The following is a 20,202-nucleotide window of genomic DNA, read 5'->3' on the forward strand; positions in this document are numbered from 1 at the left end:
TTCCTCAGACCGGCTTCTTGCCGGTCGGCCGGCTCCTGTTTCCGGGCGACGGCTTGGCCGCCTTGGCGGCAGCCTTCGCCGGTTTGACCTTGGCCTCCGGCGCCTTGAAAGCAGACGCCGGCTCGGCCTTGTTCTTTGGGCCCTTGCGCTGTTTCGAGACGTCCTCGACCTGCGGTTCGGCCTTGTTGGCATTGGCGGCCGAATGCAGAGGCGCTGCGACGCTCGCCGCCCTTTCCGCCGCAGGCGCGACTTTCGTCGCCGACGGCGATTTCAGCGCCGGGCTGGTCTCGACCGCATCGGTTTTCGGCTTGCTGGCATTCGAGGGCGCAACCGGCGCCGGTGCAGGCGCGGCCGAAGCCGCTGGCGGAACTGGTGCTGCGGCGGCAGCCGCCGGCTCTGCATCCTTGGCGGCCTTGGTCGCCGCCCTGGTTTCCCGGTCGCGGGTCGCCTTGAGGATCGCCTTTTCGCTCTTGAGGGTCGTCAGGCCGCTGGCCGGCTCCGAGGTGATGCGGCCGTTTTGCGGTCCTGGCGTCACCGAAGCACCTTTGCCGGCGTCATAGAGGTCGATGATCTCGGCAAGCCGCTCCGGCGTCAAATCCTCATAGGTGTCCTTGAATATCATCACCATCGGTGCGTTGACGCAGGCGCCGAGGCACTCGACCTCCTCCCACGACAGCGTGCCCTTGTCGTTGGTGTGGAATTGGTCGTGATGGATTTTCGAGCGGCACACATCCATCAGCGCTTCCGAGCCGCGCAGCATGCAGGGCGTGGTGCCGCAGACCTGGATATGCGCGCGGGTACCGACCGGATTGAGCTGGTACTGCGTATAGAAGGTCGCGACTTCGAGCCCACGGATACGGGGCATGCCGAGCATGTCGGAGATCGTCTCGATCGCCGCCTTGGTCACCCAGCCTTCCTGTTCCTGCGCCAGCATCAGCAAGGGAATGATCGCGGACTGTTCGCGCCCCTTCGGATATTTCTTGATCCACTGCTTCGCCGCCGCCGCATTCGCCCGGTTGAAGGCGAAGGAGGCTGGCTGGAGGCTGGCTTCTGCGAGACGGCGGACTGACATTTAGCGATCGACCTCACCAAACACGATGTCGAGGGAGCCGAGAACGGCGGTAACGTCGGCCAACATGTGGCCGCGGCAGAGGAAATCCATGGCTTGCAGATGTGCAAAGCCTGGCGCGCGCAGCTTGCAGCGGTAGGGCTTGTTGGTGCCGTCCGAGACCAGATAGACGCCGAACTCGCCTTTCGGCGCCTCGACGGCCGCATAGACCTCGCCGGCCGGCACGCGGTAGCCTTCGGTATAGAGTTTGAAGTGATGGATCAGCGCTTCCATCGAGCGCTTCATCGCCTGGCGCTTTGGCGGCACCACCTTGCCGTCGAGGTTAGACACCGGTCCGCTGCCTTCCTTGCCGAGCAACAGGTCGACGCACTGGCGCATGATTTTTGCCGACTGCCGCATCTCTTCCATGCGCACCAGATAACGGTCGAAACAGTCGCCGTTCTTGCCGATCGGAATGTCGAAATCCAGCTCGGCATAGCATTCGTAAGGCTGCGATTTGCGCAGGTCCCACGGCGCGCCCGAGCCGCGCACCATGACGCCGGAAAAACCCCAGGCCCAGGCGTCCGCCAAGGAGACGGTGGCAATGTCGACATTGCGCTGCTTGAAGATACGGTTGCCGGTCAAAAGCGCGTCGAGATCGTCGACCGATTTCAGGAATGGGTCGATCCACTTGCCGATGTCCTCGATCAGCTTCTGCGGCAGATCCTGATGCACGCCCCCGGGGCGGAAATAGGCAGCATGCATGCGCGAGCCCGAGGCGCGCTCATAGAACACCATTAGCTTTTCGCGCTCGACAAAGCCCCACAGCGGCGGCGTCAGCGCGCCGACATCCATCGCCTGCGTCGTCACATTGAGGATGTGCGACATGATGCGGCCGATCTCGGAGTAGAGAACTCGGATCAACTGCCCCCGCTTCGGCACCTCGATACCGAGCAGCCGCTCCGCGGCAAGCGCGAAGGCATGCTCCTGGTTCATCGGCGCGCAATAGTCGAGCCGGTCGAGATAGGGCACGGCCTGCAGGTAAGTCTTATGCTCGATCAGCTTTTCCGTGCCGCGATGCAACAGCCCGATATGCGGATCGACGCGATCGACGACTTCGCCGTCGAGTTCTAGAACCAACCGCAAAACACCATGGGCAGCAGGGTGCTGAGGCCCAAAGTTGATATTGAAGTTGCGAACGGAAGTCTCAGCCATTTTGGCGTCTCAATTCGTCTTGGCTTTTTCGTCGCCTGGAAGGACGTAATCCGTCCCCTCCCAAGGGCTGAGAAAATCGAAATTGCGGAATTCCTGTTTGAGCTCGACCGGCTCGTAGATGACGCGCTTGGCTTCGTCGTCGTAACGCACCTCGACGAAGCCGGTCAGCGGAAAGTCCTTGCGCAGCGGATGGCCTTCAAAGCCGTAATCGGTCAGAATCCGCCGCAGATCCGGATGGCCTGAAAACAGCACGCCGTAGAGATCGTAGGTCTCGCGCTCGAACCAGTCGGCGCCGGGATAAATCCCGGTGATCGACGGCACGAGCGTCTCTTCGTCGGCCTGGACCTTGATGCGGACGCGGATATTCTGTCTCGGCGACAGCAAATGATAGACCACGTCGAAGCGCTTTGCCCGCGACGGATAATCGGCGCCGCAAACGTCGATGATCGAGATGAACTGGCATTTCGGATCGTCGCGCAGGAAGGTGACCACCTCGATCAGGTCGCGCGGCTCGACTGGGATGGTGAGTTCGCCATAGGCGAATACCGCCTCGCCGATCCGGCCGACCAGTTTCTCGCCGAGATAGGTCGAGAGATCATTCAACGCCTGGGTCATGACAGCCTCGCCAACCAGTCCAGAATCTTGCGTGAGTCTTCCGGATCTTTCTCACCGAACCAACCGCTCTCCGTGGCCGCGTCAATGGTCAAAAAAACCTGGCATTCATCATCGTCACCCAGCTCGCCAAAAAACAGCTTTCCGACAAACTGCCGGGTTTCGAGGTTTGCCGGGTCCCCGTTCAGGGCAACGCACTCCACAAACAACTTTTCGGTAACTGCTCCCTGGCCCGGCGCCGAAGAGGAAAGCTTGGCCGACATTTCAGCAATCAGGTTCTTGGTTCGATCGCCAAGCGAACGCAGTCTCACGTCGCCATGATAAAAGACTATTCGTGGGTCGCTTGTCGGCTCAGCCTCCCAATCATTTAGTCGAATGTCGACACCGAGACCAGCAGCACCAAATTTCGTATCTGCTAAAAGCGCAGAAGAATAAAACGTCGAACCGGCGTCCGTTTTTACAAATCGCTGTTCAGACGTCTTGAACATCAAATCCAGCCAAGGCTTAGGGTTGCCATGAATAATCCCATCTTCATCCACGGCGATTTACCGCTCGATCGTGCCGGTGCGGCGGATCTTCTTCTGCAGCAGAAGGATGCCGTAAAGCAGCGCTTCGGCGCTCGGCGGGCAGCCGGGCACGTAGATGTCGACCGGCACGATGCGGTCGCAGCCGCGCACCACCGAATAGGAATAATGATAATAGCCGCCGCCATTGGCGCATGAGCCCATCGAGATGACGTAGCGCGGCTCCGGCATCTGATCGTAGACCTTGCGCAGCGCGGGCGCCATCTTGTTGGTCAGCGTGCCGGCAACGATCATGATGTCGGACTGACGCGGAGACGCGCGCGGCGCGACACCGAACCTCTCCGAGTCATAGCGCGGCATCGACGTATGGATCATCTCGACGGCGCAGCAAGCGAGACCGAAGGTCATGAACATCAACGAGCCGCTGCGCGCCCAGGTGATCAGCGCCTCGGTCGAGGTGACGAGAAAGCCCTTGTCGGCGAGCTCGTTGTTGATCTCCAGGAAGAATGGATCGTCGGACCCGACCGGCCTGCCGGTGTTGGGATCGATGAGGCCCTTGGGCTTCGGCGCGACGAGCGTGCCGGAACTGTCGTTCAATCCCATTCCAGCGCTCCTTTTTTCCATTCATAGGCAAAGCCGATGGTCAGCACCGCCAAAAACACCATCATCGACCAGAAACCGAGCATGCCGATCTGGCTGAACGACACCGCCCACGGAAACAGGAAGGCCACCTCCAGATCGAAGATGATGAACAGGATCGACACCAGGTAGAAGCGGATGTCGAATTTCATGCGGGCGTCATCGAACGAGTTGAAGCCGCACTCATAGGCCGAAAGCTTTTCCGGATCGGGGTTGCGATAGGCCACCAGGAAGGGTGCGGCGAGCAGCGCCAGCCCGACGATCAGCGCCACGCCGATGAACAGGACGATGGGCAGGTACGAACCTAAAAGTGCGTTCATGCTGCAGTTTCCGTTGGCGGCCAATCCACTCTGATTACAGCACCGGACCCACTTGCGGAAGCGTGACAGTTTAACCACTGAACCGTTTTAAGGAGGCTCTATGCTGCAACGCGGCGAGGGTTAGCGCAGCGCTTTCGGCGAAGCAAGTCAAACCTTGTTCAAATCGCGGTGCTGGACGGCATATCCGGGAAAACTGGTCCGATCCGCTCCTGTTTGATTTCCTTCACTTTTTACTCCACTTTTCTCTCCTGACATCAATGCCGCCAAAACCCTGTTAGCATGGCACGGAATCGCAGGTCATTTTCTCTGTCTAAAATCGTCCGGATGCCGCCTTCATGAAGGAAAAAATCTCGCTTGCCATGGCCCGCCGCATTGCGCTCGCGGCACAGGGATTCAATGACCCGCGCCCCACCGGCACGCCTGACCGCCGGCATCTGGCCCGCGTGCTTGCCCGTACCGGCCTGCTGCAGATCGATTCCGTCAGCGCCGTGGTGCGCGCCCACTATATGCCGCTCTATTCGCGGCTTGGCCCCTACAAGCTGGCGCTGCTCGACGACGCCGCCGTAACGCGCAAGCGCATGGTCTTCGAATATTGGGCGCACGAAGCCTCCTTCTTGCCGGTCGAGACCTATCCGCTGATGCGCTGGCGCATGCAGCGGGCCGAGTGCGGCGACGAAATGTACAGCGGACTGGCCAAATGGGGCCGCGAGCACGCCGCCTATATCGAAGACATCTATCGCGAGGTCGCCGAACGAGGCCCGATCGCGGCGTCGGCTTTCGAAGGCCAGAAGGGTTCGGGCGGCTGGTGGGGCTGGAGCCATGCCAAGCACGCCTTCGAATGGCTGTTCTGGGCCGGCCGCATCACCACGGCGCATCGCCGCGGCTTCGAACGGTTCTACGATCTGCCGGAGCGCGTATTGCCGCCGGCGGTACTCGCGCTACCGGTTCCCCGTCCCGAGGATGCTCACCGCGAATTGCTGCGCATCTCGGCCCGCGCCCACGGCATCGCCACGGCAGGAGACCTGCGCGACTATTTCCGCCTCTCGCCCGCCGACATCAAGGGCCGCATCGAGGAGTTGGTCGAGGCCGGCGACCTGTTGCCGGTGAGCGTCGAAGGCTGGAACAAAACAGCCTATCTCCACAAGGACGCCCGTTTGCCGCGCAAGATCGAGGCGCGCGCCTTGCTCGCGCCGTTCGATCCTGTCGTCTTCGAACGATCGCGCACCGAGCGGTTGTTCGACTTCCACTACCGCATCGAGATCTACACGCCGGCCGAAAAGCGCCAGTATGGCTATTACGTGCTGCCGTTCCTGTTCGGCGACAGCATCGTCGGGCGCGTCGACCTCAGGGCCGACCGCCCGGCCGGCGTCTTGCGCGTCCATGCCGCCTATGCGGAGCCCGGCGCCTCGCTGCAAACCGCAGCCGAGCTTTTCGAAGAATTGAAGCAGATGCAGGGCTGGCTCGGCCTGGAACGCATCGAGGTGACCGCTGCCGGCGACCTCGGCCGGCCGCTCGCGGATATCGCCGCGTCATAGACGTGCGTTGACACGACTGCCTCCACAAGCCTAAATCCGTTCCAGACGGTCCCCTGCCCGCAACGGCAGGGGCCAAGAGGGAATGCGGTGCGAAATCTCGATTTCAAATCCGCGGCTGTCCCCGCAACTGTAAGCGACGAGCCTCGGCCGAAAACCACTGGGATATTCCCGGGAAGGCGGCACCCAGGCGATGACCCGCGAGCCAGGAGACCTGCCGTCTAGGACATAAGAATCCGATCGCCTGGCGGGTTTTCCGGGCAAGGAGCCTGATTTGGAACACGACAGCAGTTTTCCGGCTGAGACAGCGGATTTATTGTCCGGCCATGGTGATTCCCCGGCCGGCGTTACCGTCATCGTCTGCTCGTCCTGCCGTGACGAGACCGGTTCGGACGCTCATCCGCGCGCCGGCGAACTGCTCGCAGAGGACACGCGCCGCGCCGCTTCCAGCGAAAACATCAAAATCCGCACCGTCGAATGCCTCGGCAATTGCAAGCGCCGGCTCAGCGCGGCCATGCTGCGCGACGGCTGCTGGAGTTACGTCTTCGGTGATCTGACCACGACCAGCGGCGCCGATCTCGTCACCGGGGCAAAGCTGTTCGCCACCTCGACGGATGGGCTCATTCCATGGCGCGGCCGTCCCGATTGCCTGAAGCGCGGCCTGGTTGCCCGCATCCCTCCCCTTGACCTTTTGAAGGACCTGACATGACCGCTGCCTCCCTTTCGCGCGTTCCCTGCACCGTGGTCACCGGCTTTCTCGGCGCCGGCAAGACGACGCTGATCCGCCATTTGCTCGAAAACGCCAAAGGCAAGCGCCTAGCCATCATCGTCAACGAGTTCGGCGACATCGGCATTGACGGCGAGATCCTGAAGGGCTGCGCCATCGACACCTGCCCCGAGGAAAACATCGTCGAGCTGGCCAATGGTTGCATCTGCTGCACCGTCGCCGATGATTTCGTCCCGGCGCTGGACCAGATCCTGTCGCTGACGCCGAGGGTCGACCACATCCTGATCGAGACATCCGGCCTCGCTTTACCCAAGCCGCTGGTCCAGGCCTTCCAGTGGCCGTCGGTGAAAAGCCGCGTGACGGTGGACGGCGTCATTGCCGTGGTCGACGGACCGGCGCTGGCTGATGGCCGCGTAGCCAACGACATGGACGCCCTGCAGGCCCAGCGCGCGCAGGACGAGACGCTCGACCATGACGATCCGGTCGAGGAAGTGTTCGAAGACCAGCTCGCCTGCGCCGACCTGATCATCCTGTCGAAGAGCGACCTGATGGACGCAGCCGGCTCGGCCCGTGCCAATGCCGTCATCGGCAAGCACGTTGCGCGGGCGGTGAAGATCGTACCGACTTCGCAAGGCAAGGTCGACCCGTCGGTGCTGCTCGGCCTCGGCCTCGCCGTCGAGGACGACATCGAGAACCGCAAGACCCACCACGACGACGAGCTCGACCACGAACATGACGATTTTGACTCGTTCGTCATCGACATCGCGTCTGTGTCCAACCCGGACGAGCTCGCACAACGGGTCGCCACGGCGGCGGAGGAAGAAAACGTGTTGCGCGTCAAGGGTTTCGTCGAAGTCGGCGGCAAGCCGATGCGGCTCCTGCTGCAGGCCGTCGGTCCGCGCGTCAACCACTATTACGACCGCGCCTGGACCGCTGAAGACGACCGCCGCTCGCGCCTGGTCGTCATCGGCCTGAAAGGGCTGAACCGCCCCGCCATCGAGCGTATCCTCGCCGGCTGACCCCAGGTACGAGCCGCGATGCACATCCTCACCACCACATCCGCCTCGCTCGACGATCTCGCCGAGCCCGTCGATCTCAGGCAAACGCCTGCGGATGTCGTGGCGCTGTCCTTCACCGACAGCGACCTGGCCGGGCTGGCGGCGGCGTGGAAGGCAGATGCGCACCGCCTGCCGTCGATGCGGCTCGCCGCCTTGCGCGACCTGCGCCATCCGATGTCCGTCGACCTGTGGATCGACAGCGTCGCCCGCCACGCCAAGGTCATTCTGGTCCGCATCCTCGGCGGCTATGACTGGTGGCGCTATGGCTGCGACCAGCTCGCCGTTATCGCGCGAAATCGCGGTATCAAGCTGGCGCTCCTACCGGGCGAGAGCCACGACGAGGATTTGCGACTGATCGAAGGCTCGACGCTGCCGCGCGAGGAGTTGGACGCCCTGCTTGGCTATTTCCGCGAGGGCGGGCCGGCAAATATGACGGCGCTGGTGCAGAGGCTGGCAAGTCTCGCTGGATCGGGTGCGGCGGTAGCCGAACCTGTTAGCGTGCCAAAGGCGGGATTTTACGAGCCGGGACTGGGGGTAGTAGAACGCGGCGTCCCCCTCCCCCTCGAGGGGAGGGTCCGGCCGCAGGCCGGGGGTGGGGTCCTCTCCGAAGCGCGCCTACACAAAACGTCGCGCACTGCCGTGACGACCGCACCCGGCCCTGCGGGCCACCCTACCCTCGAGGGGAAGGGGGACGTCGTGCCAATTCTCTTCTACCGTTCGATGCTGCTCGCCGCCGATGTCGCGCCCATCGACGCGCTTTTCGAAGCCCTGCGCCACCGCGGCATGGCTCCCGTGCCTCTGTTCGTCTCCAGCCTCAAGGACCCGGCGTCGCTCGCCTTTGTCGAAACCGCGCTCGCAACCCTGAAGCCTGCCGCCATCATCACCGCCACAGCTTTCGCCTCGGGTGCCGAGCCCGGTGTCGAAACCCTGTTCGACCGCGCCGGCGTGCCGGTGTTCCAGGTCATCGTCGCGACCACCCGCCGCGACATCTGGCAAACCAATCAGCGCGGCCTGGCGCCCGCCGACCTTGCCATGCATGTCGTCCTGCCCGAGCTCGACGGCCGCATCCTGGCCGGCGCCATTTCATTCAAGAGCGAAAGCGAAACCGACCCGGCGCTGGCCTTCCGCGCCTTCGCCAACCGGCCTGAGCCCGACCGCGTGGCGCAAGTGGCGAACCGTGTCGAGGCCTTCGTGCGCCTGCAGCGGACGCCGCGTGCGGAGCGCAAGCTCGCCATCCTGATCCCCGACTATCCGAGCGCCCCCGGTCGCACCGGCTACGCGGTTGGTCTCGACGTGCCGTCCAGCGTGCTGGCAATGCTGCACGACCTGAGCGAACAGGGCTACGCCGTTGAAAGGATTCCGCAAACGCCGCGCGAGTTGCTAGAGGTGCTGGAAAAGGACAGCCAAGGGTTGGCCCTACACGACTATCAGACCTTTTCGAAGGAATTGCCTGCAGCGGCAATCGCTGCGGTAGAGGCGGCTTGGGGGAATGCGGCAGATGAGACAAGTTTGTGCGAGGCACCCCCCTCTGTCCTGCCGGACATCTCCCCCTCAAGGGGGGAGATTGGCAGTTTCGCCGACGGCTCTCTCTCAACATCCTTGGTGATTGGCGAAAGCAGAGACAACAGCGCAATCTCCCCCCTTGAGGGGGAGATGTCCGGCAGGACAGAGGGGGGTGTTCAGGCGCCTAGCGCCGCAAAATTCGCCTTCCGCGCAGCCACCTTCGGCAACGTCACCGTGGCACTCGCACCTGACCGCGGGCGCTCAGCCGACCGCCGCGCCGACTATCACGACCCGACGCTGCCGCCGCGCCATGCGCTGGTCGCCTTTGGCCTCTGGCTGCGCAAGTCGCTCGGCATCCATGCAATTGTCCATGTCGGCGCCCACGGCACGCTGGAGTGGCTGCCCGGCAAGACCGTGGCGCTCAGCGAAAACTGCTTTCCCGAGATAGTCACCGGTCCCCTGCCCGTCATCTATCCCTTCATCGTCTCCAACCCGGGAGAGGCAGCGCAGGCCAAGCGGCGCATTGCCGCCGTCACGCTCGGCCATCTGCCGCCGCCGCTGACCGGCGCCGGGCTGGACGAAAACCAGCACAGGCTTGAACGACTGGTTGACGAATATGCCCAGGCCGACGGGCTCGACCGCCGCCGCCGCGACCGCCTGGCGAAGCTGATCGTCGAGACGGCGGAAAAGACCGGCCTCGCCTCAGAGGCAGGCGTCGCCAGGACCGACGCAGCCGACGAGGCTTTGCGCCGCATCGACGCCTGGCTCTGCGATCTCAAGGATTTCGCCATCAAGGACGGCCTGCACATTTACGGCCGCGCGCCGGAAGGCGAGGCTGATCCGTTGCGGCGGCAAAGTGCGGCAGCTGAAAAAACCGCGCTGCTTGCCGCCCTCGATGGCCGCCACGTCGCTGCCGGTCCGGCCGGTGCGCCGGCGCGTGGCCGGAGCGATGTGCTGCCCACCGGCCGCAATTTGTTTACCGCCGACCCGCGCACCATGCCGACGCCGACCGCCTATGATCTGGGCAAGATGGCAGCGGAAGAAGTGGTCCGCAGCTACATGCAATCGCATGGCGACTGGCCGCGCTCGCTGGTCATCGACCTGTGGGGCTCGGCCTCGCTGCGCACCGGCGGTGAGGAGATCGCGCAAGGCCTGGCGCTAATGGGCTGCCGGCCGCAATGGGATTCCGCCACCGGCCGCATCACCGGCATAGATGTGCTGCCGCCGGCAACACTCGGCCGTCCGCGCATCGATGTCACCTGGCGCATATCGGGCCTGTTCCGCGACATGTTCCCGACCCAGATCGCGCTGATCGACGCCGCGGCCAACGCGGTGGCGACCCGCGACGAGGACGATTCGGAAAACCCGCTCGCCGCTAGGACCCGCATCGACGGCAAGATCGGCCCGCGCATTTTCGGCACCTCGCCGGGCACTTACGGCGCGGGCGTCGAGGACTTGTTGTCGAGCGGCGACTGGGCCGCGCGCGAAGAGATCGGCCGCACCTATCTCGCCGCCACCTCGCACGCCTATGGCGGCTCCGAGGGCAAAGGCATTTCGGCGCCCGGCGCGTTCGAGGATCGCCTCGCCGAGGCCGACCTTCTGGTTCATAGCGGCGACGACCCCGGCCGCGACATCCTCGAAGGCTCGGCCGACGTCGCCTTCATCGGCGGCTTTTCGGCAGCACTTGCCGCGCTCGGCAAAAACGCCGACGTGATCGTGCTCGACACCACGGACCCGCAAAGACCGAAGCCGCGCTCGGTTGGTGAGGCCGTATCCCGGGTAGTTCGCGCCCGCGCGGTCAACCCGCGCTTCATCGCCGGCCAGATGCGTCATGGCCCGCGCGGCGCCTCGGAATTCGCCGAGACGGTCGACCGGCTTGTCGGCTTTGCTGAGACTACCCATGCCATATCGGGCACGCTGATCGAGGCGATGCACGACGCCTATCTTGGCGACCCCGTGGTGCGCGCCTTCATACTGCGCGAGAACCCGGCGGCGGCGAAGGTGATTGCCGAGCGTTTGCTGTCGGCACGGCGGCGCGGGCTCTGGCATCCGCTGCGCAATTCGATCGATGACGATCTCGCCGCACTGATTGCCGAAGCGCAAGCTCTGGGAGTGGCGGCATGAACGCTTTCTCGCGCCGTGGCGCCTGCCCTGCCTTGTCCGCGCCGATGCAGACCGGCGACGGGCTGCTGGTGCGGCTCAATCCGGTCGCTGGAGGACTGTTGCCGAAATCGTTGATCGGACTCTGCGAATCTGCCTTGCGCCATGGCAACGGTATCATGGAAGTGACCGCCCGCGGCAGCCTGCAGATCCGCGGCCTGACGTCGGCAAGCGCGCGGCTGCTGGCGATGGAGGTCGATGCGCTCGGCATCGCGGTGCGCACCGGCGTGCCGGTCGAGACCGGCCCGCTGGCCGGGCTCGACCAGGAGGAGATAGCCGACCCGCGCCCAATGGCGCAGCGGATTCGGGCGGCAATTGAGGACGCCGGTGTTACGCAACGGCTTGGCCCGAAGGTGTCGGTGATTGTTGACGGCGGCGGGCAGCTGACAATGGATGCGGTTACGGCCGATGTCAGGCTGGTCGGGGTGCGGGCCGCCGACGGAATTAAGTGGCGGGTATCGCTCGCCGGAGATGCGCAGGGTGCCACGCCGCTGGCGATGTCCGAGGAAGATGCGGCTTGTGACATCGCCGTCGCCATTCTCAGGATGGTTGCCGAAAAGGGCCGCGATGCCCATGCGCGGGATTTGACGGCGAGGCAGCTGAGATCTCTCGCAAGTTGGCGATCCGTCGCGCCCCCCTCTGTCCTGCCGGACATCTCCCCCACAAGGGGGGAGATCGGCAGCTTCGCCGGCGGCTTCCCCCCAGCACCTTCGGCGATTGGCGAAATCGGAGACGAAGGCGCAATCTCCCCCCTAGAGGGGGAGATGTCCGGCAGGACAGAGGGGGGCGCGAAGGATCGCCGGCCCATCGGAGTTTTCGATCTGGCAGCCGGCAGTACCTCCCTCGGCATCGGCCTGCCGTTCGGCAGCATACCAGCGCAAAAACTTATCGATCTCACCCAATACGCCCTCATCCTCGGCACCACCGAAATCCGTCTGGCGCCGGGTCGCACGCTGCTTTTGCTTGGCCTCTCCCCAGCCGCATGTCTTTCACTCCAGAAAACCGCCGCAACCCTCGGCTTCGTCACCGACGCAGCCGATCCGCGCACCAGGATCGCCGCCTGCCCGGGTGCTTCCGCCTGTGCCTCGGGCCGCATCGCGACACGCAACATCGCCGAGACCATCGCCGTGGAAGACCGCGATATCCTCGATTCCTCGCTGACGCTGCACATCTCCGGCTGCGCCAAGGGTTGCGCCCATCCCGGTCCGGCGGCGCTGACCCTGGTCGGTGGCGAAAACGGAGCCGGACTTGTCGTGGACGGGACGGCAAAGGCATTGCCCGCCGGATACAGGCCGGGCTACGACGCCGCGCACGGCATCGGCCGCGTTGCAGCGATGATCCGCAGCGCACGACATTCCGGCGAAACCGCTGCCGCCTGCCTGGCAAGGCTCGGCGCGGCCGGCATCACCGAAATCTACCGACAGGAATGAGCATGCCCGCCCAGAACGCCTACGACTACATCCATGACGGCACGGCGATCTACGAGCGCTCCTTCGCCATTATCCGCGCCGAGGCCGACCTGTCGCGCTTTTCCGAAGCCGAGGCCGAAATCGCTATCCGCATGATCCACGCCTGCGGCCAGGTCGATGCTTGCAGGCACTTCGTTTTCTCGAGCGATTTCGTCGCCGCCGCGCGCACGGCCCTGGGCGCCGGCGCGCCGATCTTCTGCGACGCGCAGATGGTCTCGCACGGCGTCACGCGCGCCCGGCTGCCGGCCGGCAACGATGTGATCTGCACGCTGCGCGATCCGCGGACCGCCGACATCGCGAAAAAGATCGGCAACACCCGCTCGGCCGCCGCGATCGACCTGTGGGGCGAGCGCATGGCCGGTTCGGTCGTCGCCATCGGCAATGCGCCGACAGCCCTTTTCTATCTGCTGGAAAAACTGCGCGACGGCGCGCCGAAGCCGGCGGCGATCATCGGCATGCCGGTCGGGTTTGTCGGCGCCGCTGAATCGAAAGATGCGCTGGCCGAAAATTCCTATGGCGTGCCTTACGCCATCGTGCGCGGCCGGCTGGGCGGCAGCGCCATGACCGCCGCCGCCCTCAATGCATTGGCGAGGCCGGGCCTATGAATGCGATTGCAAAAGGCAGGCTTGTCGGCGTCGGCACCGGACCCGGCGACCCGGAACTCTTGACGCTGAAGGCAGTGCGCGCGCTGGCTGAGGCCGATGTCGTCGCGCATTTCGCCAAGCGCGGCAACAACAGCAACGCCCGGGCCATCGTCGAAACCCATTTTCGCCCCGATTTGATTGAACTGCCGCTGCTTTATCCGGTGACGACCGAGATCGACAAGGACCACAGCGATTACCGCTCGCAGATCACCGATTTCTACGAGCAATCGGCCGAAAAGGTCGCCGCGCACCTCAGCGCCGGCAGGATGGTCGCTGTGCTTTCGGAAGGCGACCCGCTTTTCTACGGCTCCTACATGCATCTTCATGTCCGGCTGGCGCACCGTTTTCCGACCGAAGTCATTCCCGGCGTCACCGCCATGTCCGGCTGCTGGTCGGCGACCGGCCTGCCGATCGTCCAGGGCGATGACGTGCTGACGGTGCTGCCGGGCACCATGAGCGAATTCGAGCTGACGCGTCGCCTCGCCGACACCGACGCTGCGGTGATCATGAAGGTCGGCCGCAACCTGCCCAAGATCAGGCGCGCGCTGGAGGCAACCGACAAGCTGGCGCGGGCCATCTATGTCGAGCGCGGCACCATGCCGGGCGGTGTCTCGATGCGGCTTGCCGACAAAAAGGATGACCAGGCGCCTTATTTCGCCATCGTGCTGGTGGCCGGCTGGTCGGGCCGGCCAAGCGCATTGAAAGCCGAAGCATGAGCGGCCGCCTCACTGTCATCGGCCTCGGGCCCGGCAACGCCGACCAGGTGACGCCGGAGGCAAGCCGTGCCGTTGCCGAGGCAAAATTCTTCTATGGCTATAAACCCTATCTCGACCGGCTCGATCTGCGCCCCGACCAGATTCGCGTCGCTTCCGACAATCGCGAGGAACTCGCGCGCGCCAGGGACGCGCTGCTGAAGGCTGTGGAAGGCCACGATGTCGCCGTCGTGTCGGGCGGCGATCCCGGCGTCTTCGCCATGGCCGCGGCTGTCTGCGAGGCGATCGAGGCGGGCCCGCCCGAATGGCGCGCGGTCGACATCGCCATCGTGCCTGGCATCACCGCCATGCTCGCCGTTGCCGCCCGCATCGGCGCGCCGCTCGGCCATGATTTCTGCGCCATCTCGCTGTCCGACAATCTGAAGCCGTGGGACCTGATCGAGCTACGCCTGCTGGCGGCAGCCGGCGCCGGCTTCGTAATCGCGCTCTACAACCCGATCAGTAAGGCGCGCCCATGGCAGCTAGGCCGCGCCTTCGAATGCCTTGCTGCGATCCTGCCCGGCACCACGCCGGTGATCTTCGGCCGTGCCGCCGGCCGTCCCGACGAGCGCATCGAGGTTTTTCTGCTGGCCGACGCCGATGCCGCGAAGGCCGACATGTCGACCTGCATCATCATCGGCTCGCCGGAAACCAGGATCATCAAGCGGGGTGACAAGGCCGCGCTGGTCTACACGCCGCGTTCGGCAGCGGGCCCAAGAACATGACCGACCAGAAAATGATCGACCATCTCGGCAAGAGATTCGACGGTCTCAGCCGACGTGACGTCCGGCAGCGCCGGCCTGCGGATCATCACCGCCTCGATCCCCAGCGCTCGCGCCGCCGCGATCTTGCCGTAGGTCGCCTCGCCGCCGCTATTTTTGGAAACAACGACTTCGATGCCACGGCTTCCGAGCAGCGCGCGCTCATCGACCTCATGAAACGGCCCGCGCGCCAAGAGATAGGTCGCGTCAGGCACAGCGAGCCTGGGCTCGACCGGGTCGACACTGCGGATGAGATAATGATGCTGGGGGGCGGCCTTGAAGGCAGCGACCTCCTGTCGCCCGAGCGCCAGGAACACGCGGCGCGGCACCGATCCCAAAGCCGTCACCGCGCTGGCAACGGTGTCGACCAACATCCAGCGATCACCTTCGACCGCCTCCCATCCGGGACGCCTGAGCGCAACGATAGGCACGCCGGTCATGCGCGCCGCTTCCGCCGCATTGCCGGAGATTCGCGCCGCATAGGGATGCGTGGCGTCGATCAGCAGGTCGATCTTGTTCTGGCGGAGATATGCCGCCAGCCCGCCGGCACCGCCGAAGCCGCCGACCCGCACCGGCACCCCCTGCGCGGCCGGGTTTTCGGTGCGGCCGGCCAGCGACAGCATGACCGAAATATCCGCGCGCGCGGCCAGCTTTCCGGCCAGTTGCCGGGCTTCGGTGGTTCCGCCGAGGATCAGAATGCGGTGGGTCATCATGCCTGCTGAAGCTCCGCGCGGCGCCAAGCTCACCTCAAAGTGGCTCACGATCATCGGCATCGGCGAGGACGGTGTAGCGGGTCTCGGCGACGAGGCCAAGCGGTTGATCGCGGAGGCCGAATTCGTCTTCGGCGGCAAGCGCCACCTTGCCCTCGTCGCGTCGCTCGCCAAAGGTGAAGCGCGCGCCTGGCCGACACCTTTCGATGCCGAGCTGCGCGACGTGCTGGCGCTCTCCGGCAGACGCGTCTGCGTGCTGGCCTCCGGCAATCCCTTCTACCACGGTGTCGGCGTCACCCTCGCCCGCAAGGTCGCGGCAGAGGGTATGCGGGTGATCCCCGCGCCCTCGGCCTTTTCGCTGGCCGCCTCACGCCTGGGCTGGGCGCTGCAGTACGTCGAGACCATTTCGCTGCATGGCCGCTCGCTCGACCTGATCCGGCCGTTGCTGCATCCTTGCACCCGCATTCTCGCGCTGACCTCGGACAGCGATGCACCGGAAGCGATTGCCGGTCTGCTGACAGAGCTCGGCTTCGGCGCCTCGCAGCTGACCGTTCTGGAGGCGCTGGATGGGCCGAACGAAAGGCTGCGCTCGGCGAGCGCCGGCACTTTCGCCCTCGAAAAGATCAACCCGCTCAACGTGCTCGCGATCGAAGTTGAATCGACTTCGCAAGCACGCATCCTGCCGCTGACATCAGGCCTTGCCGATCATTTGTTCGAGCACGACGGCCAGATCACCAAGCGCGAAGTGCGCGCCGTCACCCTGTCCGCTCTCGCGCCAAGACGCGGCGAGTTGCTGTGGGATATCGGCGCTGGCTCAGGCTCGATCGGCATCGAGTGGATGCTGGCCCATCCCTCCATGCGTGCGATCGCCGTTGAGGCAGATCCGGCCCGCGCCGCGCGCATCCGACGCAACGCCGCGGCTTGCGGCGTTCCCGGTCTTGCCGTCGTTGAAGGTTCGGCACCGCAAGCGCTTGGGCTGGAGACGCCCGCGGCGATCTTTATCGGCGGCGGCGGCAGCGATGCCGGCGTGCTGGAGGGAGCCATGGATGCCTTGCCTGCCGGCGGCCGCCTCGTCGCCAATGCGGTGACCCTGGAGATGGAGGCACTGCTGCTTTCCCGTCACGCCGCGCACGGCGGCCAGTTCACCCGCATTGCTATATCCCGTGCTTCGCCGGTCGGTTCGATGCAGGCGTGGCGGCCGGCTATGCCGGTCACCCAATGGAGATGGGTCAAGCCATGATGGTCGCGGGCATCGGCAGCCGCAAAGGCGTCAGCGCACGCGACGTGCTTGCTGCGGTAGAAACCGCGCTGGAGGCGCACGGGCTTGCCCTGCCCGCGCTTTCAGCCCTCGCGACCGCGTCTCTCAAGCAGGATGAAGCGGCAATCTTCGCCGCCGGACGCGAACTCCGCCTTCCGGTGATCGTCGTCGAGCAGGATGAACTCAAAGCCGCATCTACGACCAGCCGTTCCGACCTATCGCAGGAGCATGCCGGCACGCCGTCGGTTTCCGAAGCCTCGGCGCTTGCCGCCGCCGGCCAAGGCGCAAAACTGCTCGGGCCGCGCACCGTGCTCGGTGCTGTCACTTGCGCCATCGCCATCAGCGGAGATGCGGCATGACCGTTCACTTCATCGGTGCCGGCCCGGGTGCTGCCGACCTCATCACCTTGCGCGGCAGCCGCCTGCTCGGCAGTTGTCCCGTCTGCCTCTATGCCGGATCGATCGTCGCGCCGGAGCTGTTGCAGCACTGCGCGCCCGGAACGAGGTTGATCGACACCGCGCCGATGTCGCTCGACGAGATCGAGGCCGAATATCTGGCAGCCCACGCGGCCGGCAATGATGTCGCCCGCCTGCATTCCGGCGATCTTTCGGTGTGGAGCGCCGTTGCCGAACAGATCCGCCGGCTGGAAAAGCACGGCATTCCTTACACGCTGACGCCGGGCGTGCCGTCCTTCGCCGCTGCGGCGGCAGCGCTGCGCCGCGAGCTGACCATTCCAGAAGTCGCGCAAAGCCTGGTGCTGACCCGCATCTCCGGCCGCGCCTCGAAAATGCCTCCCGGCGAAACGCTGGCCGGCTTCGGCCGCACCGGCGCCACGCTGGCCATCCACCTTGCCATCCACGCTATCGACCGGATCGTCGCCGAACTGACGCCGTTCTATGGCGCCGATTGCCCGGTGGCGGTCGTCTTCCGTGCTTCCTGGCCGGACGAGCGCGTGCTGACCGGCACGCTGGCCACCATCGAGGCACAACTGGCCGCCGATCCGATGGAACGCACGGCAATCATCTTCGTCGGCCGCTCGCTGGAGGCGGAGGGCTTTGGCGAAAGTTCACTGTACGACGCGCACTACCAGCGACGCTTTCGCGGACGGGACGGATTGTGAGCGGCAGCAACAGAAACACTACGGTCGAGCAGGCGCTCACCCGGCTGAACTTCAAGCCGCGCCAGCTGGAGCCCGGTCATGTCTGGCTGGCCGGTGCCGGCCCTGGCGATCCCGGCTGCCTGACGCTGGAAGTGCTGGCCGCCCTCGGACAGTGCGACGCGCTGGTTTATGACGCGCTGGTCTCGCCCGCGGTCGTCGCCGTCGCCGAGGGCGCGGAACTGTTCTATGCCGGCAAACGCGGCGGCAAGCCGTCGATGAAGCAGGACGACATAACCGCTCTGCTGGTCCGGCTGGCGCGCGCGGGCCGGCGCGTCGTCAGGCTCAAGGGCGGCGACCCCTATATTTTCGGGCGTGGCGGCGAAGAGGCGCTGGCGCTGGCCGGGGAAACTATCCCGTTCCGCATCCTGCCTGGCCTGACGTCCGGCCTCAGCGCGCTGGCCGCGACCGGCATTCCCGGCACCATGCGCGGCATCAACAAGGCGCTGATCCTGGCGACCGGCCATGCCGCCGGCACCGATGATGATCTCGACTGGGCGGCAATCGCCCGCACCGGCCAGCCGGTGGTCATCTATATGGGCATGGCCAATCTGCCGCTGATCGCCGCCTCGCTGCTCGAGGGCGGCCTGCCGTCTTCGACGCCCGCCGCGGTCATCGTTGCCGCGACGACGCCGCAGGAGCGTATCGTCGTCGCCACGCTCGCCACGATTGCGGAAGAGGCAGCGGCCGCCGGTCTGACCTCGCCGGCGCTGATCGTCGTCGGCGGCATCGTCGGGATGCGCGCGGCACTGGCTGGTGAGCCATGACCCGCGCCATCATCATCGGCGCGCCGCGCTCGGGCTCGGGCAAGACCAGCGTCACCATCGGCATTTTGCGCGCACTTGCCCGGCGCGGCCTGAAAGTGCGCGGCGCCAAATCCGGCCCGGACTATATCGATCCTGGCTTCCACACCGCCGCCACAGGCTTGTCCGGCATCAATCTCGACAGCTGGGCAATGCCGCCCGCCCTGCTCAACGCACTGGCCGGCGAAGCGACCGAAGATGCCGATTTTATCTTCCTCGAAAGCGCCATGGGCCTGTTCGACGGGATTCCTGCTGCTCAAGGGCGCACTGGTTCGGCCGCCGACCTTGCCCGGCTCTACGGCCTGCCGGTGCTGCTGGTGCTCGACGTCTCCGGCCAGTCGACCACGGCAGCGGCGGTCGCCAAGGGATTTGCCACCTACGATCCGGATGTACGCATGGCCGGGGTCGTGCTCAACCGGCTGGGCAGCGAACGCCACCGCCGGCTTTGCGGTGATGCCATCGAAGCACTCGGCCTGCCTGTCGTCGGCGCTATCCTGCGCGATCCTTCGCTCAACCTGCCCGAGCGCCATCTCGGTCTCGTCCAGGCCGGCGAATATGAGAATCTGATGGCGCACCTCGACCGGCTGGCCGACATGGTCGAGCGCTCGCTCGACCTCGAGGCCATCATGGCGCTGGCGGCGCCATTCACGCCCGCGCCGGGCAATTTCGGCGATGCGCTGCCTCCCCCCGGCCAGCGCATTGCGCTCGCCGAGGACGCCGCCTTCACCTTCCTCTATCCGCATGTCGCCATGCATTGGCGCAAGGCCGGCGCCGAAATCGTGCCGTTCTCGCCGCTCGCTGATGTGGCGCCTGGCGACGATTGCGATGTCTGCTGGCTGCCCGGCGGCTATCCCGAGCTTCACGCCGGCCGCCTCGCCGCCGCCGCGAATTTCAGGGCGGGCATGGCGAGGTTCGCCGCCACGCGGCCGGTGCATGGCGAGTGCGGCGGCTTCATGGTGTTGGGCGAAGCGCTCGAGGACGCGTCGGGCGAGACGCATCGGATGCTTGGCCTCCTCGGCCATTCGACCAGCTTCGCCAAGCGCAAGATGAATCTCGGCTACCGCGAGGCGCGGCTGCGGTCCGGCTGTCCGCTCGGCGGCCGAGGCACGCTGGTCCGCGGCCATGAATTCCACTACGCGCAGATGATTGCGACCGGCACTGACGAGCCGCTGGCCGACCTCGCCGACGGACAAGGCAACCCGCTCGGCGCCTCCGGCTACCGGCGCGGCAATGTCAGCGGCACGTTCTTCCACGCCATTGCGAGGGGCGAGAGCATGATCCCGAAAAGTGGTAGCCGGTTTTCGGAATAGA

20 protein-coding genes and 1 riboswitch are annotated in these 20,202 nt (G+C 65.3%); of the genes, 13 read left to right on the forward strand and 7 right to left on the reverse strand.

The window, feature by feature from the left end; genetic code table 11:
• Window positions 1-4: 4 nt before the first annotated feature.
• From nuoE to NKI67_RS06655, 6 genes are read right to left on the reverse strand one after another with little or no spacing between them, the layout of a single operon-like run.
• Window positions 5-1,072, reverse strand: a complete 1,068-nt coding sequence (gene nuoE / locus NKI67_RS06630; protein WP_352570383.1) for an NADH-quinone oxidoreductase subunit NuoE — start codon at window positions 1,070-1,072, stop codon at window positions 5-7.
• The gene (locus tag NKI67_RS06635; RefSeq protein WP_352570384.1) at window positions 1,073-2,263 is read right to left on the reverse strand and encodes an NADH-quinone oxidoreductase subunit D; all 1,191 of its coding nucleotides are present in this window, start codon (window positions 2,261-2,263) and stop codon (window positions 1,073-1,075) included. It abuts the gene before it with no gap.
• Window positions 2,264-2,272: 9 nt separating this feature from the next.
• Window positions 2,273-2,878, reverse strand: coding sequence for an NADH-quinone oxidoreductase subunit C (locus NKI67_RS06640; RefSeq protein WP_352570385.1), 606 nt, complete (start codon window positions 2,876-2,878; stop codon window positions 2,273-2,275).
• Window positions 2,875-3,414 carry a hypothetical protein gene (locus NKI67_RS06645; protein ID WP_352589693.1) on the reverse strand — a complete coding sequence of 180 codons (540 nt, stop codon included), beginning with the start codon at window positions 3,412-3,414 and terminating at the stop codon, window positions 2,875-2,877. The genes NKI67_RS06640 and NKI67_RS06645 overlap by 4 nt, the downstream gene beginning before the upstream one ends.
• A 6-nt stretch (window positions 3,415-3,420) precedes the next feature.
• Window positions 3,421-4,002 carry a NuoB/complex I 20 kDa subunit family protein gene (locus tag NKI67_RS06650; RefSeq protein ID WP_023670824.1) on the reverse strand — a complete coding sequence of 194 codons (582 nt, stop codon included), beginning with the start codon at window positions 4,000-4,002 and terminating at the stop codon, window positions 3,421-3,423.
• Window positions 3,993-4,358, reverse strand: coding sequence for an NADH-quinone oxidoreductase subunit A (locus tag NKI67_RS06655; RefSeq protein ID WP_023676631.1), 366 nt, complete (start codon window positions 4,356-4,358; stop codon window positions 3,993-3,995). Before NKI67_RS06655 ends, NKI67_RS06650 begins: the two co-directional genes overlap by 10 nt.
• Before the next feature lie 335 nt (window positions 4,359-4,693).
• Here NKI67_RS06655 and NKI67_RS06660 point away from each other — a divergent pair, with 335 nt between their 5' ends.
• The 8 genes from NKI67_RS06660 to NKI67_RS06695 all read left to right on the forward strand — a co-directional run bounded on the left by NKI67_RS06660 (window position 4,694) and on the right by NKI67_RS06695 (window position 14,928).
• Window positions 4,694-5,893, forward strand: a complete 1,200-nt coding sequence (locus NKI67_RS06660; protein WP_352636684.1) for a winged helix-turn-helix domain-containing protein — start codon at window positions 4,694-4,696, stop codon at window positions 5,891-5,893.
• A gap of 29 nt (window positions 5,894-5,922) precedes the next feature.
• Window positions 5,923-6,126, forward strand: a riboswitch (cobalamin riboswitch).
• Window positions 6,127-6,164: 38 nt separating this feature from the next.
• Window positions 6,165-6,599, forward strand: a complete 435-nt coding sequence (locus NKI67_RS06665) for a DUF1636 family protein (RefSeq protein WP_352644826.1) — start codon at window positions 6,165-6,167, stop codon at window positions 6,597-6,599.
• Window positions 6,596-7,636 (forward strand): cobalamin biosynthesis protein CobW, encoded by a 1,041-nt coding sequence (gene cobW / locus NKI67_RS06670; RefSeq protein ID WP_352617406.1) that lies wholly within the window; start codon window positions 6,596-6,598, stop codon window positions 7,634-7,636. Before NKI67_RS06665 ends, cobW begins: the two co-directional genes overlap by 4 nt.
• Window positions 7,637-7,654: 18 nt before the next feature.
• Entirely contained in the window at window positions 7,655-11,302 is a 3,648-nt protein-coding gene (locus NKI67_RS06675) for a cobaltochelatase subunit CobN (RefSeq protein WP_352589681.1), read from the forward strand.
• Window positions 11,299-12,768, forward strand: a complete 1,470-nt coding sequence (cobG, locus tag NKI67_RS06680; RefSeq protein ID WP_352570390.1) for a precorrin-3B synthase — start codon at window positions 11,299-11,301, stop codon at window positions 12,766-12,768. Before NKI67_RS06675 ends, cobG begins: the two co-directional genes overlap by 4 nt.
• On the forward strand, window positions 12,765-13,412 hold the full coding sequence (locus NKI67_RS06685) for a precorrin-8X methylmutase (protein ID WP_502896971.1): 648 nt from the start codon (window positions 12,765-12,767) through the stop codon (window positions 13,410-13,412). The genes cobG and NKI67_RS06685 overlap by 4 nt, the downstream gene beginning before the upstream one ends.
• Window positions 13,409-14,167, forward strand: a complete 759-nt coding sequence (locus tag NKI67_RS06690) for a precorrin-2 C(20)-methyltransferase (RefSeq protein WP_352589675.1) — start codon at window positions 13,409-13,411, stop codon at window positions 14,165-14,167. The genes NKI67_RS06685 and NKI67_RS06690 overlap by 4 nt, the downstream gene beginning before the upstream one ends.
• On the forward strand, window positions 14,164-14,928 hold the full coding sequence (locus NKI67_RS06695) for a precorrin-3B C(17)-methyltransferase (protein WP_352589672.1): 765 nt from the start codon (window positions 14,164-14,166) through the stop codon (window positions 14,926-14,928). Before NKI67_RS06690 ends, NKI67_RS06695 begins: the two co-directional genes overlap by 4 nt.
• Here NKI67_RS06695 and NKI67_RS06700 read toward each other — a convergent pair.
• Window positions 14,892-15,674, reverse strand: coding sequence for a cobalt-precorrin-6A reductase (locus NKI67_RS06700; protein ID WP_352589669.1), 783 nt, complete (start codon window positions 15,672-15,674; stop codon window positions 14,892-14,894). The two genes, NKI67_RS06695 and NKI67_RS06700, sit on opposite strands and share 37 nt — an antisense overlap.
• Window position 15,675: 1 nt before the next feature.
• Here NKI67_RS06700 and cbiE point away from each other — a divergent pair, with 1 nt between their 5' ends.
• From cbiE to NKI67_RS06725, 5 genes are read left to right on the forward strand one after another with little or no spacing between them, the layout of a single operon-like run.
• Window positions 15,676-16,914: a precorrin-6y C5,15-methyltransferase (decarboxylating) subunit CbiE gene (gene cbiE, locus NKI67_RS06705; RefSeq protein WP_352644828.1), complete on the forward strand. Its 1,239-nt coding sequence runs from the start codon at window positions 15,676-15,678 to the stop codon at window positions 16,912-16,914.
• The gene (locus NKI67_RS06710; RefSeq protein WP_352570396.1) at window positions 16,911-17,291 is read left to right on the forward strand and encodes a cobalamin biosynthesis protein; all 381 of its coding nucleotides are present in this window, start codon (window positions 16,911-16,913) and stop codon (window positions 17,289-17,291) included. The genes cbiE and NKI67_RS06710 overlap by 4 nt, the downstream gene beginning before the upstream one ends.
• On the forward strand, window positions 17,288-18,052 hold the full coding sequence (gene cobM / locus NKI67_RS06715; protein WP_352570397.1) for a precorrin-4 C(11)-methyltransferase: 765 nt from the start codon (window positions 17,288-17,290) through the stop codon (window positions 18,050-18,052). The genes NKI67_RS06710 and cobM overlap by 4 nt, the downstream gene beginning before the upstream one ends.
• On the forward strand, window positions 18,049-18,855 hold the full coding sequence (gene cobA, locus NKI67_RS06720; protein WP_352570398.1) for a uroporphyrinogen-III C-methyltransferase: 807 nt from the start codon (window positions 18,049-18,051) through the stop codon (window positions 18,853-18,855). The genes cobM and cobA overlap by 4 nt, the downstream gene beginning before the upstream one ends.
• Window positions 18,852-20,201 (forward strand): cobyrinic acid a,c-diamide synthase CobB, encoded by a 1,350-nt coding sequence (locus NKI67_RS06725; protein WP_352570399.1) that lies wholly within the window; start codon window positions 18,852-18,854, stop codon window positions 20,199-20,201. Before cobA ends, NKI67_RS06725 begins: the two co-directional genes overlap by 4 nt.
• Window position 20,202: the final 1 nt, after the last annotated feature.

The sequence above is a fragment of the Mesorhizobium sp. M0408 genome, assembly GCF_040321495.1.
GTDB lineage: Bacteria > Pseudomonadota > Alphaproteobacteria > Rhizobiales > Rhizobiaceae > Mesorhizobium.

Excerpts from the sequence above, each read along its gene's own strand:
- nuoE (WP_352570383.1), bottom strand. The coding sequence starts at position 1,072 with ATGTCAGTCCGCCGTCTCGCAGAAGCCAGCCTCCAGCCAGCCTCCTTC.
- NKI67_RS06635 (WP_352570384.1), bottom strand. The coding sequence starts at position 2,263 with ATGGCTGAGACTTCCGTTCGCAACTTCAATATCAACTTTGGGCCTCAG.
- NKI67_RS06640 (WP_352570385.1), bottom strand. The coding sequence starts at position 2,878 with ATGACCCAGGCGTTGAATGATCTCTCGACCTATCTCGGCGAGAAACTG.
- NKI67_RS06650 (WP_023670824.1), bottom strand. The coding sequence starts at position 4,002 with ATGGGATTGAACGACAGTTCCGGCACGCTCGTCGCGCCGAAGCCCAAG.
- NKI67_RS06655 (WP_023676631.1), bottom strand. The coding sequence starts at position 4,358 with ATGAACGCACTTTTAGGTTCGTACCTGCCCATCGTCCTGTTCATCGGC.
- NKI67_RS06660 (WP_352636684.1), top strand. The coding sequence starts at position 4,694 with ATGAAGGAAAAAATCTCGCTTGCCATGGCCCGCCGCATTGCGCTCGCG.
- cobW (WP_352617406.1), top strand. The coding sequence starts at position 6,596 with ATGACCGCTGCCTCCCTTTCGCGCGTTCCCTGCACCGTGGTCACCGGC.
- NKI67_RS06675 (WP_352589681.1), top strand. The coding sequence starts at position 7,655 with ATGCACATCCTCACCACCACATCCGCCTCGCTCGACGATCTCGCCGAG.
- cobG (WP_352570390.1), top strand. The coding sequence starts at position 11,299 with ATGAACGCTTTCTCGCGCCGTGGCGCCTGCCCTGCCTTGTCCGCGCCG.
- NKI67_RS06685 (WP_502896971.1), top strand. The coding sequence starts at position 12,765 with ATGAGCATGCCCGCCCAGAACGCCTACGACTACATCCATGACGGCACG.
- NKI67_RS06690 (WP_352589675.1), top strand. The coding sequence starts at position 13,409 with ATGAATGCGATTGCAAAAGGCAGGCTTGTCGGCGTCGGCACCGGACCC.
- NKI67_RS06695 (WP_352589672.1), top strand. The coding sequence starts at position 14,164 with ATGAGCGGCCGCCTCACTGTCATCGGCCTCGGGCCCGGCAACGCCGAC.
- NKI67_RS06700 (WP_352589669.1), bottom strand. The coding sequence starts at position 15,674 with ATGACCCACCGCATTCTGATCCTCGGCGGAACCACCGAAGCCCGGCAA.
- cbiE (WP_352644828.1), top strand. The coding sequence starts at position 15,676 with ATGCCTGCTGAAGCTCCGCGCGGCGCCAAGCTCACCTCAAAGTGGCTC.
- NKI67_RS06710 (WP_352570396.1), top strand. The coding sequence starts at position 16,911 with ATGATGGTCGCGGGCATCGGCAGCCGCAAAGGCGTCAGCGCACGCGAC.
- cobM (WP_352570397.1), top strand. The coding sequence starts at position 17,288 with ATGACCGTTCACTTCATCGGTGCCGGCCCGGGTGCTGCCGACCTCATC.
- NKI67_RS06725 (WP_352570399.1), top strand. The coding sequence starts at position 18,852 with ATGACCCGCGCCATCATCATCGGCGCGCCGCGCTCGGGCTCGGGCAAG.